This is a genomic window from Streptomyces sp. NPDC059788 (assembly GCF_042732265.1).
GTDB lineage: Bacteria > Actinomycetota > Actinomycetes > Streptomycetales > Streptomycetaceae > Streptomyces.
The window spans coordinates 17,951-35,341 of sequence record NZ_JBHWHY010000052.1 but is presented as its reverse complement, the minus strand read 5'-3'; the positions used below and the strand labels follow the sequence as shown (position 1 = coordinate 35,341).

The window sequence follows — 17,391 nt, the reverse complement described above, 5'->3', positions numbered from 1 at the left end:
GATGATGACAGCGAGGATCCCAACAGGCGGGTGCATGGCTGTATCGCCGTGGTCTCTCCGTCGGCGCGACTCATGGGGGGTTCGAACGACACGCCCCGTCGGGGAGTTGATTGATGTGAGTACATCGGGCTGTCCGGAACCACTGACGCCGCTTCGAGGTCGCTCCGCGTCACGTGTCTCCGGAGAGCGGCATCACGAGAGGACGGAGATGAATGCGGAGGCACTGCGGTCGCTCCTCACGGAGCGGCGAGCCTCAGTAGCGCCGGAATCCCATGGCCTCACGCGGCCCAGGGGAAAGGGCCGACGTGCCCCCGGTCTCGCCCAGCACCAGGTCGATCTCCTGCTCAACCGGGGCTGGGGGACCTATCAGCGTCTGGAGTCCGGCAAGTACCGGAATCCGCCCGTGGACTTTCTGCGGGACCTCGCCCTGCTGCTGCGGCTTTCCGAGGTGGAATGGGTGGCCCTGTGCCGCTACGCCGGCATCGGCGACCCGCCCAGGCCCCTCACGCCGCAGTCCGGGCAGGAGGTGCCCCAGGTGTGGCAGGAGGCTGTCGCCGGAATGACCCACGCCGCCTGTGTCATTGACGCGTCATGGAACATTCTTGCCCATAATCAGCCCTTCACCGATATTTTTCCGTACGGGAAACGCCCCACCAATACGATGCAGTGGATACTCTTCGACGGTCGGCCCCTGCTCACCGACTGGGCCACCACCTGGGCACCGCACCTCCTGCCCCTCCTGCGGGCCGATCTGGCCGCCCGCCCCGACGACAACACGCTGCGCCGGTTCGAGGCGGCCGTGCTGACGGATCCCTGCGCGGCACCCCTCTACGAGACCGCCGGTGTGGCCGTCCACCCGGACGAGGACAGGCGTCCGCTGCAGCATGCGCGGAGCGGTCCGGGCTGGGTCAAGATGTGCATGGCGCAGCCCACCACCTCACCAGGCACCCGCCTCATCATCCTGATCTTCACACCCTGCGCGGGAGGTCCGGCCCGTCCGGCGAGTGGCGTCTGCGACTCGGCCACGTCGGTGGCCGGACGGATAGCCAGGCCGCCGTGTTGCGACAGCCGGCCCCCGCGTGACGCGCCGGCCCGAGCCGCGGAGAATCTCCGCGCGATACTTTCCGCCCCCCGCTGAACCGTCGTTGCGGGCCATCACTCCCGAACGTGGTGGCTGTCCGTCTCCCCTCCGTACCAGGGATCGAGTCGATGTCTGCTGCTCCGGAAGTGTCCGCCGCCCCGGACGGCCGTGCCCCACGGCGTCTGCTCTCCAGTTACCGGGACCTGATGGCGGTCCCGGGCTTCTGGAGGAACGCGCTCGTCGGAATGATCTCCAAACTCCCGCCCAGCATGGTCACGTTGAGCCTGCTGCTGTTGGTCGGCCGGGACTACTCGTACGGCACCGCGGGCCTGATGGTGAGCGGTTCGGCGATCGGGCAGGGGGTGACGGCGCCGCTGCGCGGACGGCTGATCGACCGGTACGCGCCACGTCCGGTCCTGCTGGGCTGCCTGACCGCCTATCTGACGATGACCGCGCTGCTGCTGTTCATGGTGCGGAACGGGGGGCCCGTGCCGGTGATCCTGATCACCGCGGTCGGTCTGGGGGCCACTGCCCCGCCGGTCGCGGTCATGATGCGCTCGGTGTGGTATTCGGCGGGCGAGGGGGCGACGCTGACGACGGCCATGGCCCTGGATTCGTCCATGATGGGTGCCGCGCTGATCACCGGCCCGGTGCTGGCCGGCTGGCTGAGCCTGTCGGTGTCGCCCGTCGCCCCGTTCTTCGTCACCGCGACGCTGACGGCGCTTTCGGTCCTCCTCCTGCTGGTGGACGCCACGGCCGCGCCGCGCTCCGCCGCCGGCGCCGGGAAGCACTGGCTGGGGCCGCTGGCCGCACCCCCTTTGCGGCGGCTGCTGGCCGCGAGCGGACTGTTCGTGACCGCCGTGACCGCCGTCGACGTGCTCCTGCCGCTGTATGCCAAGGAGCACGACGCCGGCGCGTACACCGGTCTCTACCTCGGCGCACTGTCCGTCGGCAGCGTGGTGGGGAGCTTCGGTCTGGGGGCCGTACCCGACCTGCTGGCCCGTGGACCGAAGGCATTCGTCCTCCTGATCGTCTTCGTCCTCGGTACGGGAGTGCTGTGCCTGGGCACGCGGCTGTCCCCGGAGATGGTGCTGCTGCTCTGCCCGGTGGCCGGGCTGGCCATCGGTTCCACGTTCGGGACGCTGCGGACGATCGGCGGCGATCTCGCGCCGCCCGGCCGGATGACCGAGACGATGTCTTGGCTCAGCAGCCTCGATCTGGCCGGGGGTGCGGTCGGCGCCGCGGTCTTCGCGCATTTCGCAGCCGTCCGGGGAAGCGGGACGGCACTGCTCGTGGTGCCCGCGGTGGCTCTGCTGGCCGCGGTGTTCGGCTGGGGCGCGCGGACGCGTGCGGAGCCGCTGACGGCCGACGCGAACGGCTCCGGTGCCACGCGCGGCTGATAGCGCAGCTCCGGTGTCCGCGGGGTGGGCCACGAGGCGCCGGCGGTGTGTTCGTGCGTGCGCGCCGCGAACTCCCCGACCTCATGAACGGCTGCAGAAAAACCGCCCTCCACTGACCCGATAAATGGGACTAATAAGGTGGAGAAAGGCGGGGAACGATAAATACAGAGAGTTCTGTTTTATCGCTCTCCAGGAAACCTGTGCGCGGGCGCGGTAGGTGCGTCGGTAACAGCGCGGACCCGTTCGCACCGTCGGACGGCATCCCGTCCTCGCCTCCCACACTTGCCACCCGGAAGAAACCGCGTGCGGTGCGCCCCGGCCCGATGGGGCTCGCCACCTGCTGCCTCACAGCCCGCTGCGCACGCCCGCCCGGGCGCGGCGACCGCCGGATGACGTAACGAGCGTCCCACTGCCCCGCGGAGCTTGCACGCCCGGGGCTCCGGTGTCTTGTCATCGCTGTTCGAAACGACGGAGGTTGACTCCCCATGTCCAGCATCGTCGTCCTCAACCCGGTGAAGTTCGGCCTCCATTACAAACGGGCGGTCCAGGCCAGAGGACACCGGCTCATTTCACTCTACTCCTTCAGCAAGGAGTTGCTGGAAGAACGCTGGCCACGCCATGCCGATGGTGACGATGTCTCCCTCTACAGCCGGGACCTCGATGGGATGCTGAATGAACTGGAGCCGTACCGGGACGACATCCGCGCGGTGCTTTCCGGCAGCGATGCGTCCGTCGACCTCGCCGACCGTCTGGCCCACACGCTCCGCCTCCCCGGCAACTGCGTCGAACTGGCCCATGCCAGGAACCACAAGGACGCGATGCGCCGGGTGGCCGGACAGGCGGGGCTGCGCATCCCCCGGTACCGGTTGGTCACATCGATCGCGGACATCCCCGCCGCCGCGCACGAGGTCGGCTTCCCCGCCATCGTGAAACACACCTATGGGGGCGGGTCCCACGGCGCGGTGCTGCTTGCCGACGATGCGGCGCTGGCCGGCCTGGACCGCCTGGTGAAGTTCGACCACTTCCGTGAACCGGTCCGGAAGTGGCTGGTGGAACAGTACATCCGCGGCCGGGAGATCGCGGTGAACACCATGAGTTACGACGGGCAGCACCAGATCATCGACATGTGGTTCTACTCCCAGCCCGACGACTCGGACTACGACTTCCCCTACTGGAACAACGTCCAGATCAACCGCGAGGACCCGGACTGGGACCGGGTGGCCGCCTTTACGCACGAGGTTCTGGATGTCTTCGGCGTACGTATCGGCCCCGGGCACACCGAGGTGAAGTGCAACGCGGACGGCGTATACCTGATCGAGGTCGCCGCACGCCTGGCCGGCGGTCCCGTCACGGAGATGTGGCTGGCGCACAGCGACTTCAACCCCTACTACGCCGATATCGACTGCCGTACCGCCCGGCGCCCGGAAGCGCTGGGGCAGCACATCGCGTTCGACGCGGTCTTCGGCGCGATCGCCGTTCGCAACGAGGGCGCCCCGGGAGTCCTGCGGGAGATCAAAGGGCTGGACGCGTTCTCCGCGGGCCCGGGTGTCGAAAAGGTACTGGTCGCCTATGCCCCCGGTGACTGGGTCCCCACCACGGACAGTACGACCAATATCCCGCTGGGCGCGTGGGTGTCCGGTGACACCGTGGCCCAAGTCCGTGAGCGAATGCACCGCTTGCGCGATCTCGTACAACTCGATATCGACCGGGAAGCGGGCGGGCCTTCTGATGCTTGACTTCCGCAGCGACATCCTCACCGGGCCCCGCCCCGGGGTGACCGCGAGCAACCAGGTTGCTCCGCGGCGGTGCGCCCTGCCCACGCTGCTCGGCCTGCGGAAGACACCCCCGCGGGAAAGAGCGACGTACGGACACGAACGGAAAGGGAAAGGCCGATGACGTCGGCCAAGACGCTGGTCGTCCTGTCCGGCGGCATCGACTCCGTCGTGCTCGCCCACGCCTGCAAGGCCGAGGGAAGAGAAGTATCCGCCATCGCGATCGACTACGGCCAGCGCCACCGCAAGGAACTGGAGTACGCGGGACGGGCCGCCGGAAAGCTGAACATCGACCTGACCGTCGCCGATCTCGGCGGCTATTCCCGGCTGATGCGTGGCTTCTCCCTGACGGACGCCGACGTCACGGTCCCCGACGAGCATTACACCCGTACCGGAAGCGTCAATGTCGTCCCGAACCGCAACCCGGTCTTCATGACGGTCGCCTACGCCCATGCCGTACTGGCCGGAGCGCAGGAAATGTGTCTCGGGTTCCTCGCCGAGGACGCGGCCACCGCGCCGGACACCTCGCCCGCGTTTCTGACGGCGTTCAACGCGATGGAAGCCCGAGCCCTGGAAGGGCTCGCTGATCCACCACCCCGTGTGACCGCCCCGCTGCTCACCCTGCGCAAGGCCGACGTTCTGCTCCTGGGCACGGAGCTCGGCGTCGACTGGCGCGAGACTTGGACGTGCTTCAAGGGCGAGCGGTTCCACTGCGGAAGCTGCGCGTCCTGCCACGACCGCCGCAACGCGTTCGCCGAAGCGGACCTCACCGACCCGACCCGATATCAGAGGTGAACTCCGCTTCCGGCGAACCGAGAAGACCAGGAGAAGCCGAGCCCAGGCCGGCTGAAACGGCCTGACGAGTATCGAGACACCAGAACGGACGGAGCTGCACCCATGTATGCGATCACCAAGGAATTTCACTTCTCCGCAAGCCACCAGCTCGGCGCCCTGCCGGCCGGACACCAGTGCGCCAGAACGCACGGCCACAACTACCTGGTGGTTCTCGAACTCCGCTGCGACGACACGGAACTCACCGAGCCCGGTTTCGTACGCGACTACGGGGAACTCGACGAGTTCAAGAACTGGCTCGACGCGACCTTCGACCATCGACACCTCAACGACGCCGTCCCCGGAATGAACCCGTCCGCAGAGAATCTGGCCTGGTGGGTCTATCACCAGTGGGTCGAACGGCTGCCGGAACTGAGCTGTGTACGGGTATCGGAAACGCCCCGGACCTGGGCCACCTACCGTGGGAAGTAAGAACGGTGCGATGAGCCGGCAGGAGACACCACGCGGCCGGAAGATCGTCGTCAATGAAATCTTCGGCCCGACGATTCAGGGCGAGGGCCCCTCCATGGGGCGCGTCTGTTCCTTCGTCCGGCTCGGCGGCTGCAATCTGACCTGTACCTGGTGCGATACGCCGTACACCTGGGACTGGACCGGGCAGAGCAACGAGGGCACGGCGTACGATCCGAAGGCCGAATTGCACGCGATGCACGTCGCCGATGTGGCGGACCGGCTCAGGGCCATGGATGTCCGGCTGGTCGTCATCTCCGGTGGTGAACCACTCCAGCAGCAGCAGACCGTGACGCTCCTGAGTCACATGCTGAAGGAGAGTGGGGTATCCGTCGAGATCGAAACCAACGGGACCATCGCGCCATCGCCCGCATTGACGGCGACGCAAGCCCGCTTCAACGTCTCGCCCAAATTGCGGCACAGCGGCATGGGGCCGGAACGGACGGTGGTACCGGTCGCGTTGCGGGCCCTGAGCGCCACCGGTGGCGCGGCTTTCAAGTTCGTCTGCCGTGGCCCGGCTGATCTCGAAGAGGTCGACGCCATTGTCGCGCGCCACGGCCTGGAATCCGTCTGGATCATGCCGGAGGGACAGGACCAGGAGACGCTGACCCGCCATATGTCGTCGCTCGCCGACGCCGTCGTCGCCCGGCGGTGGAACATGTCGACCCGTATCCATGTGCAGGCGTGGGGGAACCGCAGGGGTGTGTGATGGTGAAAGCCGCCTGGGAAAGGCAGGAAGCGGTCGACGTATCCGTCGACGCCGCCCGGCTCGAAGAGCTGGCCCGGCAGATTCTGATCGAAATCGGGGAGGACCCCACCCGCGAAGGACTCCGCGAGACTCCGCGACGTTATGCCAAATGGTGGAAGGAGTTCGTGGAGTACGACGCCGGAAAGGTGGATACCCTGTTCGAGAGCAGTACCCTGGGCCAGACGGTCATGGTCTCGGGCATGACCGTCTGGTCGTTGTGCGAACACCACTTGCTTCCGTTCAGCTGTGACCTGACTGTGGCCTACAAGTCCGGCGGGGTACTGCTCGGACTCTCGAAGTTCGCCCGTATCGCGCACAAGCACGCACACAAATTGCAGGTACAGGAACGACTCGTGGTCGACATCGCAGACGAGATCTCCGACATCACCGGGACAAATGACTTGGCCGTGATGGGGCGGGGCGAACATCTCTGCATGACCATGCGCGGTATCCGTACGTCTTCGACGATGTCGTCATCCATTTTCCGTGGGGTGTTCGACCAGTCGGAGCGTGCCCGGGCGGAACTCTTCGCCCAGCTCGGGGTGAAGTAACCGCGGTCGGCCGCGGGGCGATGGCCGGGGGCGCGGTCCCCGCGCGTACGGGGCGGCCTCCTGTGGCCGCCGACGCCTGGCCGGCTCGGGGGCGGGCGGCCCAGCGCGGCCGGTGCTCCGTCGGGCAGGTGGCTGTTCATGCCCCGGCAGCTGGGCCCGACCGCCTCGGTGAGGTCCTCTGCGCCGGCCTCGGGCCAACCGTCAGCGACCAGTTCGACAATGAGGTTCCCGGACGAGAGAAACACGTGACATCCCGTGCGGTCGGCGGCCTCCGAGTCGAGGGCTACCGCTCCGCCGAAGGCCGGGGCGCTCAGCGCGGGCCTTCGGTGGAGCGGGTTCGGCGGGGCGCGGGTGGGTGCGGTTGCCGCGTTGCACGGACGCCGAGGGGTCTCCACATCGAGTTGCCCTGGGAAGGGCCCCGAGCCCGAGCGGGAGGCGAAGGCGTTCCCCCTGATGTTGACCACGACCTACGGTAGCGCTGTACGCGCCGACATCTTCAACGTCGAGGTCTGGAAGCCAACTCTGGCTGCGGCCGGTGTTATCCCCATGCGGGAAAAGGGCGGACGGTGGCAGTTTTCCCGGAAGGACGGCTTCCACGTCCTTCGGCATACCTATGCCTCGATTATTCTCGAAGCCGGTGAGTCCGTGGTCACGCTGGCACGTTGGCTCGGTTGTTCGAGCCCTACCATCACGCTGAGCCATTACGCCCACTTCATGCCCGAGGCCGGAGGCAAGGGGCGCAAGTCCGTTGATGTGTGACTCAACCAAGTGGCCGTAGCTGCGTAGTCAACCAGACGGCTTCGCTTCAATGGGGCCATCAAGACAAGTGCGGGTGCAGCTTTCGCTGCACCCGCTCCCTCATGCTGTTCTTCCGGTTCGGTCATCACTCTTGGTGACGTAGGGCGCTCGTCGCCGGGCTGGATGTGATCTGGTGAGTGGCGATCCACGGCTGTCTCGGCCGGAGACCGGCCGAGCTCATTCTCCCCAGCGGCCTGAAGGGGGCGCGCCGCGCGCACCCTGCTGCGGCGTTCGACCCGCAGCGCGCTTGTGCTGACGCCGATTACTCAGAGCCAATCCCGGCGCTTGAAGATGACGTACAAACCAGTACATACGACCGCCATCAGGACGATAGCGAAGGGGTAGCCGAGCACCCAGTGCAACTCCGGCATGCGATCGAAGTTCATGCCGTAGATGGTGCCGACCAGGGTGGGGGCGAAGAGGATGGCCGCCCACGACGAGATTTTCTTGATCTCCTCGTTCTGTTCGAAGCCGGCTTCCGCGAGGGCTCGCATCTCGGCGTTCTGCTGCTGGTTCACGAGGGTCGCGTTGACGGTGAGGATGTCCTGGAGGGCCTGGCGGAAGCCGTCGACGCGTTCGGTGGTGTGGGTGGCGTGGTCGGCCACGTCGCGGAGATAGCGGCGCAGTTCCTCGTCGATGCCGTACTTCTCGAAGCCCGCGGTCAGGCTTTCCAGCATGCTGTTCAGGGGGCGGGTCGCGCGCTGGAATTCGACCACTTCGCGGGAGAGTTCGTAGATGCGGCGGGAAACGCGCGGATCGCCGCCGAAGACCTCTGTCTCGATCTCGTCGATGTCGTTCTGTACGCCGGCGACGACCGGCGCGTAATCGTCCACGACGGCGTCGAGGATCGCGTAGAGGACCGCCTCGGGGCCGCGTGTGAGGAGTTCCGGGGTGCCTTCCATGCGGCGGCGTACGGCGGGCAGGTCGGGGGCGCCGCCGTGCCGTACGGTGATCACGAAATCGGGGCCGACGAAGACGTGCAGCTCGCCGAAGTCGACCTCCTCGGGATCGTCGAGGTAGCGCGCCGCGCGCAGGACGACGAAGAGGGTGTCACCGTAACGTTCCAGTTTCGGCCGTTGATGGGCCTCCAGCGCGTCTTCCACGGCCAACGGGTGAAGGTCGAATTCCGAAGCCAGGGTGACCAATTCGGAGGACGACGGCCGGTGCAGGCCGATCCAGGCCATGGAACCGGCCGTGGTACGAAGGTGCCGGAAGGTGTCGGCGAGAGTTTCGTGGGTACTGAGGCGATGGCCGTCGCGGTAAAGCGTGGCGTTGATGACACTGCCGACGGGCGCGGGGCCGGGGTCCGGCGCCTGCGGGTCGCCCGGGGCGTCGGCGGGCGAGGCTGCGGCGCCGGGCCGCTTCTTCGCGGGCTTGCGCAGTCCGCGCAGGGCACGCAGCCCGCGGCCGGGGGGATCATCGCTCATGGCGGGACCGACCTACGTAACAGATGGAGTGAACAGGAACACGGGAACTCGACGCAGGATATATGCCCAGGGTGTCGGCACTGGTCAGCGGCCATGGTGCAGGATGGAGGAGCCAGGTGACGCCATCCGTGTGTCGCACCCGAAGAGACATATATGTTTATCCCTACAATTGCGCGATGCAGATAGCGAAGTTGTCCAGTGCCCCTCCGGGAGAGGTGATTCGGTGAACGGGCCCGACGCCACCGACGAACAGTGGGAAGGGCTCGCCGAGGTCGTTCCCCTTCGCAGCGGCAGTGAATGGCCCTCGTGGCCCGATCACCGTGCCCTGCCCGAGGAGGAACCGGGCGAGGAGATACGGCGGTTCGTCGTCATCCGGGTGCAGACCTTCGCCGACGCGCGTGAGGTCGCCGAGTACCTGATGGCGCAGATCCCGGTCCTGCTCGACCTCAGCAGCGCCGACGCCGACGTGGCCAAACGCATCCTGGACTTCTCCAGCGGCGTCGTCTTCGGGCTCGCCAGCGGGATGCACCGGGTCGACACCAACGTCTTCCTGCTCGCGCCCGTCGGCACCGAGGTCGCCGAGCCGCCCGCCGGTCTCGTACCCCGATCGTAGGAAGGCGTTGCAGCCGTAACGGTTTTGCTTTCGCCGGTTGCCTAGCGTCCTCGTATGGACACAGAAAGTGTGCGCCCGGCGGTCACCGAATTACGCCTGTCCGCCTTCAAGTCGCATCGCGGCGCGACCTTCCCGCTGGGCCCGTTGACACTCCTGACCGGCGCCAGCGGCAGTGGGAAGTCCAGCGTGCTCCAGGCGTACGAGATCCTCGCCCGGCTCGGCAGCGGTGCCCGGCTCGGGCGGGCCGTCGCGGTGGCACCGGGGGGTGCGGCCGGGTGCGTACCGGTGTGGGCGCGGCCCGACAGCCAGGGGAGACGCGGGTTCCGGATCGGCTGCACGGTCGACGGACCGGTCGGTCCGGTCCGGCTCGACGTCGCCGTACAGGCCGAGCCGGAGTTGCGCATCGTCGGCGAACGGCTGACGGGCGGCGGCGAGACGCTGCTGTCGACGGCCCTGACGGACCCTGCCCGGCGTGCGGTACAGGCGGCCTGGTACACGGCCGGTTCGACACCGGTGACGCGCGCGCCGCTGCCCGACGACCGGCTGGGGACGGCTCTGCTGCCGTTGCGGGTCGCGGGCAAGACGGCCGGTCAGCGACTCGTGCTCGCGGCGGCGGAGCAGGTGGTGGTGGCGCTGCGGTCGGTGTTCGCGTGCGATCCGCGGCCGGAGGTGATGCGGGGGGCCGGGCCGGGGGGCGAAGGCTGGGCCCGGCCTGGGGGCGTGTCCGGGGCCGCGCCCGGGGGCGGGGGGGTGTCCGGGGCCGGGCGTGGGGCCGGCCGTTCTGGTGCCGGCGGTTCCGGGGGTGGGAGTGGTGGCAGTAGCGGCAGCGGCGGCGGGGGTGTGACCAGCGTCATCAGTGGTGTTGGGGCCGGTGCGCCCGATGGGTCCGGTGAGGCCGACGGGGGTGGAGGTGGAGGCGGGGGCGACATGGCTGGCGGGTCTGGTGGGGCTGGTGCGCCTGTCGATGCTTCAGGTTCCCGCGTGCGGGCCGAGGCTGGGCTGTCGGGTGGCTTCGCAGGTGCATCCGGTGGTGATGGGATGGCGGACGACGGCGGTACCTTCGGCGGTCACTGGGGTTGGTCCGCCGGGGACGGGCGGCTGCGTACGGCCTGCGACAACCTCCCCGCCGTACTGGGACGGACGAGCCGGGAATGCGCGCGCCGGCACACGGTCCTGGTCGAAGCGGTACGCGCCGGCTGCGTAGGGCCGGTCGAGGGGCTGCGGGCGGAACCTGTGGAACGTGGGGGAACCGTCGGCATACAGGCGCTGGTCGAGCGCGGCGCGCTGCCGGCGATGCCGCTGGAACAGCTCGGGGACGGTGAGCTCCGTTACGTCGCGCTCGCGCTGGTGCTCCTGACGGGCCCGGAGGTCCTGGAGATGGATCCGGCGGGTGAGGTGCTGTCCGCCCGTCAGGTGCTGGGGCTGATGGCGGACGGTTTGGACCGGTGCCTCGACGGTCGGCAGTCGCGGGCGCTGCTGGAGCTCGCCGTGCGGATGGTGGGCCGCGGCCACATCCGGCTGCTCGGGACGGTGCGGGACGCGTCGGCCGCCGAGGGGTTGCCCGAGGTGAGGGTGCTACACCTAGGAGTATGAGTGAAGATCTCCATGCATTGCAGCAGCGGCTCGCCGAGTTTGCCGCGGCCCGCGACTGGCAGCAGTACCACACCCCCAAGAATCTGGCGGCGGCGCTCAGCGTCGAAGCCTCCGAACTGGTCGAGATCTTCCAATGGTTGACGCCGGAGGAGTCGGCGAAGGTCATGAGCGACGCGGCAGCCGCCGGGCGGGTCGAGGACGAGGTCGCCGACGTGCTGGCGTACCTGCTGCAGTTCTGCGAGGTCCTGGGCATCGATGTGCTGCAGGCGCTGGCTGCGAAGATCGAACGCAACGAGACACGATTTCCCGCGAAGGGGGTCGAACGAGCCAATCGTCACTCTATGGAGTGAAGGATCTTTCCACATCGTCTTGGTTGTCCACAGATTTGCGAATTCCTCTGGCCTTTTTGGCCTTTCAAGTTCACGCTGGGTAGTGGCAGGTAGGTGCGGCGAAGCTGACAGTGGTCTGAGGGAGGGGGCGCGGATGGACGCGGTGCGCATCATCGCGGCCAGTCGGCGCGGTCTGGCACAGGCGCGGACGGTCCAGGAGATCGTCGTCGAGGCGTGGCAGGCACAGGCTCTGGCTGAGGCGGTGGGCAGTCACCTCGCGATATCCGGGCCGCATGAAGTGCGGTCCCGGGCGCGGGGACTGGGCGACGCGGGAGGGAGGACGAGTGCGGCGCTGCTGATCCCGGCGCCGAGGATCGGTGGGCCACGCGCGGCCCAGCTGTCCGAGGTACGGGACACCCAGGCGGCACTGCGCGGGCTGTCCTGGCTGCTCGGCGAGGTGTGCGAGGCGCTGGTGGGCGTGGTCTGCGCGGCGGACGAGGAAGGGATGTACTGGACCTGCGTAGAGGCGATGGACGTCGCCGACGAGTCCCGGGACCGGGTGACCGGAATACTGAAGTACCTCGCCGTACGGGACCGCGACCCCGCCTGAGGGCGCACGCTCCGGCGCGAGCTCCCCCAGGAGTTCCGGCGCGCCGCTGATGGCGGATGGTGGTGGGCTGAGGAGAGGGTGGGGCGGTTGGGCAGACGGGGTTTGGTTGGTCGCGGGTGGCCGGGTGGCCGGGTGGTGAGGTGGTGGGTGGGTTGGTTGCTCGGGTGGCTGGGTGGTTGGGCGAGGTGGGGCGATTGGGCGGTTGGTTGGCTGGGGTGAGGTGGGGCGGGTGGTGTTGGGAGGGGTGCGGGCTGGGCTTGGGTGCGTGAGGGGGCTGCTCTTGGGATGGGGCTGCAACTGGGGAGGAGTGCGTTTGGTGGTGGAGGTGGAGGTGGAGGCGTCGGTGCCCGTGATGGTGGCGGTGGTGGCGGTGGTGGTGGCGGCGGTGCCCCGTGATGGTGGCGGGGTGGTTCGGGGCGGCTCGGATGTGGCTGGGGCGGGGCTGGGCGTGGGTTGTGGGTGAGGGTTGTAGGTGGGTGGCGGGTGGCGGGTGGCGGCTGGGGATGCCGTCCTGCTGGGGGATTGCCGAGTCCGGCGCATGCCCTCCGGGGCGGGCCCTCCGGGGCGGGCCGGAGGTGGGCGCGGGTGCCGGGCTGGGTTCGGGCGGGGCTTAGGTGGGGGGACTTAGGTGGGGGCTGTGCTTGGTGGGGGTTTGAGGAGGGGCGGAGGTGGGGCGGGCGGGGGGGGGAGGGAGAGGAGGCCAGTGGCCGCAGGGTGGGAGGGGGCTGGGGTCTGTTGTGAAAGTGCTGGTCACAGCCGCTCGTTGCGGACTGCGGCCAGCACGGTCGCCTCGTAGCGGACCGGGAGCTTGTCCTACCTCGTGGCTACAGCCCGGTGCCGCTTGAGGCGGTTGATCCCGCACTCGACCGCGTGCCGCTGCTTGTAGTCGTCCTTGTCGAACTTGGGCGGCCGTCCGCCTCGCGAGCCGCGCTTGAGGCGGTTGCGGACGCGATCCGTCGGGACCGGGATCGTGGCCATGGTCCTGCGTCTGCGCAGGTAGGCGCGATTGCTGCGGGAGTCGTACGCCTTGTCGGCCCGGGCCCGGTCCGGCCGTTTGCGCGGCCTGCCGACTCCGGGCCGGCGCACCCAGATCGCTTCCAGGACCGAATCGAACTGAGGCGAATGCCCCCGCTGTCCGGCGGCGATCACCACCGATAGCGGCTTCTGACCCTGCTCGACGGCGGGCGGATCTTGCCGGTCAGGCCGCCCCGGGAGCGTCCGAGCCCGTGGTCGGCCGGCTCGACGGTGATCCCGCCGGGCGGTTCCTTCTGGAGATCCTCCTGTTCGCCGCCCCAGCCGCGTGCTGGTGGGCCCGGCAGACCGTGGAGCCGATGTTCACGTCCCAGGTGATCAGGCCCTTGGTATCCGCCTCGGCCTGCAGGTGAGTGACGCCCCGGGCCCAGGCGCCATCGCGCTGCCAGCGCCGGAACAGGTCATAGACCCGGTGGCCACGGCCCGTAGCGTTCCGGCACGTCACGCCGGGGAGCACCCGTCCGGGTCCGCCACCGTATGCCGTCTATGAGCTGCCGCCGCGTCTATACCGGCGGACGGCCCGACTTGATGCCCCGTGACAACAGCGACTCAAGTCGGGCCCACTGGCTGTTCGTCAGATCCCCACGTCCCACAGGACCTGATCATCAACGATCGAGATCAGCTTTCGCGCCGACAGGCCATAGGCGGCCTACGCGGTTGTGGCGATGCCGCCGTCGACGGGGATCACGGCGCCTGTCAGATATGCGCCTGCCCGGCTGGCGAGGAACACGGCGACACCCGCCATGTCATCGTCGCGGCCGATCCGGCGCAGTGGGGCCGACGCCGCGATCGCCTCGCCGAACTCATCGAGGGTCGCAGCCATCATCGTCGACGGGAACGGTCCCGGCGCCACGGCGTTCACGGTGACGTGCTGCGGTCCTAGTTCCTTGGCGAGCACTCTGGTGAGTTGATGCAGTGCGGCCTTGCTGCTGGAGTACGAGTAGTTGGGCCGCTGGGGGATGTGGATGGCGGCGATGCTGCCGATGTTGATGATCCGCGCGGGATCGTCGGCGGTGCCCGCCCTGCGAAGTGCGGGCAGCAGCGCCTGGACCAGCCAGAACGGCGACTTCAGGTTGAGGTCGACGACCGTGTCCCAGGCCGCGTCCGGGAACGTCGCCAGCGGCTCGTCCCACATGGCGCCCGCGTTGTTGACGAGGATGTCGAGACGCTCCGAGTCGGCGGTGACGAGATCGGACAGTCGCCGGCACTCGTCGTGGCGGGACAGGTCGGCGGGGATGGCCCGCACCTCACCGAATTTGGACAGCTGTTCCTGCGCCTGAGCGCACGCTTCCGCGTTGCGTGAGCTGATGACTACGCGGACGCCCGCCTGGAGAAGGCCACGCGCGATCATCATTCCGATGCCTCGGGTGCCACCGGTGACGAGCGCGCGCTTTCCACACAGATCGAAAAGTTCTGCATGCGTGGTGAATTGGTTGTCTGCCACTTGCCGCCTTTCCAGTTGGTTGTGCGGGGTGATGCGTCGACGCGTTGGGTGTTCGGTTCAGCTGTCTCAACGCTATGGCCTTGGAGCGCACTCCAAGCAAGCGGATCAGGGTCCCGACGGATCGCGTCCGCAACCGCCTCAAGCGCGGATCGCGAGGGGGACGGCCGCCCAAGTTCGACAAGGACGACTACAAGCAGCGGCACGCGGTCGAGTGCGGGATCAACCGCCTCAAGCGGCACCGGGCTGTAGCCACGAGGTATGACAAGCTCCCGGTCCGCTACGAGGCGACCGTGCTGGCCGCAGTCCGCAACGAGTGGCTGTGACCAGCACTTTCACAACAGGCCTAAGGCGCGTCCTGGTTGGTTGGAAGCGCGCGGCCGGTGTTGAGGGGAATTGGGGGGGCGGTATTGCTCGCGGAGTTGAGGGGGTGTGTCGGCGCTCGGTGGTGGAGGGTTGTGGTGGTTGATGAGGTGGTCCTGGGATTTAGGTGGGGTGGGGTTGCCAGGACCAGGGGGCGACGAATGGAGTTGGGGCGCGAGGGTGTGGGTGTGGAGGGTGGTTCGGGCGGTCAGTGCATGTCTACGTCGACGGAATTGTGGGCGGAGGCGGGGGTGTAGCGGGGGCTGCCGTCGAAGGTGGCGTCGTAGCCGCCGGTGAGCAGTTTGACGGCGGAGGCGGGGAGCGGGGGCAGGGGGGAGTTTTGGCACTCGGCGAAACCGTGGGTGTCTGTGGTGGCCTCGCAGAGGAAGGCCTTTTCGCCGGCGACGGTGAACTTGACCGGCAGGCCTCCCACCGGGGTGCCGTCGGCTTCGGTGAACTTCGCTCGCAGGCCGCTGGTTTGGCGTGCCAGAACGTCGAATGATCCGTAATAGGCCGCCGCGTGGAGGTGCTTGGGAGCGATGGGGTGTTCGCGTTGGTCGAGTGCGGAAGCCGCGGTGACGGTGAGGGCGCTGGCCAGGGTCAGCACTGTGGTGGAGATCGCGGCCGTACGGGTGGTGGGGCAGGGCACGTCATACCTCTTTCAGTAAGTCCTAACTCCGACTAACCGATCAACGCGTCGCCACAAGAAGGGGTGCGAAAATGGGACTGGTTGAGCCGAAAGGGTGAGGCGGGGTGGCTGGAGTGAGGTGACGTGGGGAGGGGGAGGTTGTGGGGGTGGTTGCGTGCTGGGGTGGGTGGTTCGGAAGGCCGGAGGCGGGCGGTGCGGTCGGATGATCGTCGTATGGGTATTTCTTCCGCCTGGCATTTGGCTTTTTTGGAGCCGGCCCGTAGGTAGAGCCTGGTTTGGGTGGGGGCGTCCTGTGCGCGGTCCTGGATAAGGGCAGTCGAGATCGTCGTGTTGCGTTGCTGTCCGAATGGGGCTGGGAGCAAGTGCGCGCCAGGGGTTGCGGTCGCGTTCGATATCAGTGGTGGTGACGGCCGAGAGGTGGCTGGGAAAACGATCCCGAGGGCTGAAACGGCGCCGGCTACGGCGTCGGCTTTGGCCTCGGCCCCAGCCTCGCCCTCGGTGTCGATGTCAGTTTCGGTTGGTGTGGGTTTTGTTGTGTTCTAGGACGGGAGTGGTCCCCACGGAAGCTCCAGGATCTTGCGTAGGGAGCTGACCGACTCGGGGCCGATGCGTTCGGCGAGTTGGTGTTCCAGGTCTTCGAGGAGGCGTTCGGCCTGTTGGTGGGCCTGTTCGCCTTGTGGGGTGCGGCGGATCAGTCGTTGGCGGGCCGAGGTGGGGTCGGGGGTCTGTTCCAGGAGACCGGCCGCTACGAGGGCGTGTACGGCCTGGTGGGCGGTCTGCCGGGTCACGCCCATGCGCCGGGCCAGGGTGGCGATCGTGGTGCCCTCCGCGTCCAGTACCGCGAACAGTTGGACCTGGGTCGAGGTCACCGGGTGGCCGCCGGACGCGTTCATGGCTGCCAGGAGGGAGTCCTCGAACCAGCGCCGGGCGTCGCCGAGCAGTTGGGGGAGGTGGCGATGGGGTGGGTGCACGGGGACCTCAGGGGAGGGGCGATGGGGTGGGAGTGGGTTGCGGTTGCCGGTGGAGTGTGTCAGGGTACCTGACATTTACCTCGTCAGGGTGCCTGACGTTTTGGGGTTGCTGTAGGAGGATTCGTGACTATCGAGTACGCCACGCGGTACCGCCGCTCCTCGCGGATACCCGCGGAGCCGGGCCGGCCGTACTTCATCGAGAAGGGTGAAGGGGACCGCGCCCAGCTGTTCGGCGATCTGATCACCGTCTACGCCGGGGGCGAGCAGACCGGGAACGCCTTCAACTTCTTCACCTGCGAGGGCCCCAAAGGGGATCTCATCCCGGCCCATCTGCACACCGACACATACGAGGTCTTCTACGTCACCCAGGGCGCCGTCCGGCTGTTCGTCGAGGACACCGAGGGGGACCAGCAGGAGAAGCTGCTGACCCCGGGAGACTTCGGCTTCGTCCCCATGAACTGCCCGCACGCCTACCGCATGGAGCGGCACCACAGCCAGATCGTCGGCGTCGCCGCGGGCCCCGGCGGCACCTTCGAGCGGTTCTTCGAGAACCTCGGCGTCCCCACCGAGCAGCTCGGTCTGCCGCGGGAGCCCGTCGTCCCGGACAGCGGGAAGTTCGAGACGGTTCCGGAGCGGTACGACGTGCGCTTCCTGCCCGGTCATGAGTGGCGTACGCGGTGAACGGCCGACGGCTCCGCAGCAGGCGCCCGGGGA

At 68.1% G+C, this 17,391-nt stretch carries 19 protein-coding genes and 1 pseudogene; 15 read left to right on the top strand and 5 right to left on the bottom strand.

Annotation, left to right across the window (positions count from 1 at the left end; translation table 11 throughout):
- The first annotated feature begins 403 nt into the window (after positions 1–403).
- The 8 genes from ACFV57_RS34520 (at position 404) to ACFV57_RS34485 (ending at position 7,610) form a co-directional block, all read left to right on the top strand.
- Positions 404–1,138, top strand: coding sequence for an XRE family transcriptional regulator (locus tag ACFV57_RS34520; RefSeq protein WP_385240355.1), 735 nt, complete (start codon positions 404–406; stop codon positions 1,136–1,138).
- A 71-nt stretch (positions 1,139–1,209) separates the two neighbouring features.
- Positions 1,210–2,481: an MFS transporter gene (locus ACFV57_RS34515; protein ID WP_385240352.1), complete on the top strand. Its 1,272-nt coding sequence runs from the start codon at positions 1,210–1,212 to the stop codon at positions 2,479–2,481.
- 485 nt (positions 2,482–2,966) lie between these two features.
- Entirely contained in the window at positions 2,967–4,217 is a 1,251-nt protein-coding gene (locus ACFV57_RS34510) for an ATP-grasp domain-containing protein (RefSeq protein ID WP_385240349.1), read from the top strand.
- Positions 4,218–4,373: 156 nt separating this feature from the next.
- Positions 4,374–5,048 (top strand): 7-cyano-7-deazaguanine synthase, encoded by a 675-nt coding sequence (locus ACFV57_RS34505; RefSeq protein WP_030680613.1) that lies wholly within the window; start codon positions 4,374–4,376, stop codon positions 5,046–5,048.
- Positions 5,049–5,150: 102 nt separating this feature from the next.
- Complete coding sequence (locus ACFV57_RS34500; protein ID WP_385240346.1) at positions 5,151–5,516, top strand: 6-pyruvoyl tetrahydropterin synthase family protein; 366 nt, start codon at positions 5,151–5,153, stop codon at positions 5,514–5,516.
- Positions 5,517–5,526: 10 nt separating this feature from the next.
- Positions 5,527–6,261, top strand: a complete 735-nt coding sequence (locus ACFV57_RS34495) for a 7-carboxy-7-deazaguanine synthase QueE (RefSeq protein ID WP_385240344.1) — start codon at positions 5,527–5,529, stop codon at positions 6,259–6,261.
- Complete coding sequence (folE, locus tag ACFV57_RS34490) at positions 6,261–6,851, top strand: GTP cyclohydrolase I (protein ID WP_385240341.1); 591 nt, start codon at positions 6,261–6,263, stop codon at positions 6,849–6,851. The genes ACFV57_RS34495 and folE overlap by 1 nt, the downstream gene beginning before the upstream one ends.
- A 453-nt stretch (positions 6,852–7,304) precedes the next feature.
- Complete coding sequence (locus ACFV57_RS34485; protein ID WP_385240338.1) at positions 7,305–7,610, top strand: hypothetical protein; 306 nt, start codon at positions 7,305–7,307, stop codon at positions 7,608–7,610.
- 305 nt (positions 7,611–7,915) lie between these two features.
- On the opposite strand, the gene ACFV57_RS34480 is transcribed toward ACFV57_RS34485, so the two are convergent.
- Positions 7,916–9,076: a magnesium and cobalt transport protein CorA gene (locus tag ACFV57_RS34480; RefSeq protein ID WP_385240335.1), complete on the bottom strand. Its 1,161-nt coding sequence runs from the start codon at positions 9,074–9,076 to the stop codon at positions 7,916–7,918.
- 223 nt (positions 9,077–9,299) lie between these two features.
- On the opposite strand from ACFV57_RS34480, the gene ACFV57_RS34475 reads away from it, so the two are divergent.
- The 5 genes from ACFV57_RS34475 (at position 9,300) to ACFV57_RS34455 (ending at position 12,684) form a co-directional block, all read left to right on the top strand.
- Positions 9,300–9,689 carry a cell division protein SepF gene (locus tag ACFV57_RS34475; RefSeq protein ID WP_385240332.1) on the top strand — a complete coding sequence of 130 codons (390 nt, stop codon included), beginning with the start codon at positions 9,300–9,302 and terminating at the stop codon, positions 9,687–9,689.
- A 54-nt stretch (positions 9,690–9,743) separates the two neighbouring features.
- Positions 9,744–11,282 (top strand): biotin transporter BioY, encoded by a 1,539-nt coding sequence (locus ACFV57_RS34470; protein ID WP_385240330.1) that lies wholly within the window; start codon positions 9,744–9,746, stop codon positions 11,280–11,282.
- Positions 11,279–11,632: a nucleotide pyrophosphohydrolase gene (locus ACFV57_RS34465; protein WP_385240327.1), complete on the top strand. Its 354-nt coding sequence runs from the start codon at positions 11,279–11,281 to the stop codon at positions 11,630–11,632. The genes ACFV57_RS34470 and ACFV57_RS34465 overlap by 4 nt, the downstream gene beginning before the upstream one ends.
- 133 nt (positions 11,633–11,765) lie before the next feature.
- Positions 11,766–12,221: a DUF6099 family protein gene (locus ACFV57_RS34460; protein WP_385240324.1), complete on the top strand. Its 456-nt coding sequence runs from the start codon at positions 11,766–11,768 to the stop codon at positions 12,219–12,221.
- A gap of 313 nt (positions 12,222–12,534) precedes the next feature.
- On the top strand, positions 12,535–12,684 hold the full coding sequence (locus tag ACFV57_RS34455) for a hypothetical protein (RefSeq protein ID WP_385240321.1): 150 nt from the start codon (positions 12,535–12,537) through the stop codon (positions 12,682–12,684).
- A 353-nt stretch (positions 12,685–13,037) separates the two neighbouring features.
- Here the strand turns inward: ACFV57_RS34455 and ACFV57_RS34450 are convergent.
- Both ACFV57_RS34450 and ACFV57_RS34445 read right to left on the bottom strand, forming a co-directional pair.
- A pseudogene (locus tag ACFV57_RS34450) lies at positions 13,038–13,846 on the bottom strand (IS5 family transposase); the annotation flags it as partial.
- Positions 13,847–13,902: 56 nt separating this feature from the next.
- Positions 13,903–14,697, bottom strand: a complete 795-nt coding sequence (locus ACFV57_RS34445; protein WP_385240318.1) for an SDR family oxidoreductase — start codon at positions 14,695–14,697, stop codon at positions 13,903–13,905.
- Between the two features lie 80 nt (positions 14,698–14,777).
- Here ACFV57_RS34445 and ACFV57_RS34440 point away from each other — a divergent pair, with 80 nt between their 5' ends.
- Complete coding sequence (locus tag ACFV57_RS34440) at positions 14,778–15,020, top strand: hypothetical protein (RefSeq protein WP_385240315.1); 243 nt, start codon at positions 14,778–14,780, stop codon at positions 15,018–15,020.
- Between the two features lie 245 nt (positions 15,021–15,265).
- Here the strand turns inward: ACFV57_RS34440 and ACFV57_RS34435 are convergent, their stop codons facing one another.
- Positions 15,266–15,706 (bottom strand): hypothetical protein, encoded by a 441-nt coding sequence (locus tag ACFV57_RS34435; protein ID WP_385240312.1) that lies wholly within the window; start codon positions 15,704–15,706, stop codon positions 15,266–15,268.
- Positions 15,707–16,245: 539 nt separating this feature from the next.
- Entirely contained in the window at positions 16,246–16,677 is a 432-nt protein-coding gene (locus tag ACFV57_RS34430; RefSeq protein ID WP_385240309.1) for a MarR family winged helix-turn-helix transcriptional regulator, read from the bottom strand.
- A gap of 123 nt (positions 16,678–16,800) precedes the next feature.
- On the opposite strand from ACFV57_RS34430, the gene ACFV57_RS34425 reads away from it, so the two are divergent.
- Entirely contained in the window at positions 16,801–17,358 is a 558-nt protein-coding gene (locus tag ACFV57_RS34425; protein ID WP_385240306.1) for a quercetin 2,3-dioxygenase, read from the top strand.
- Positions 17,359–17,391 lie beyond the last annotated feature (33 nt).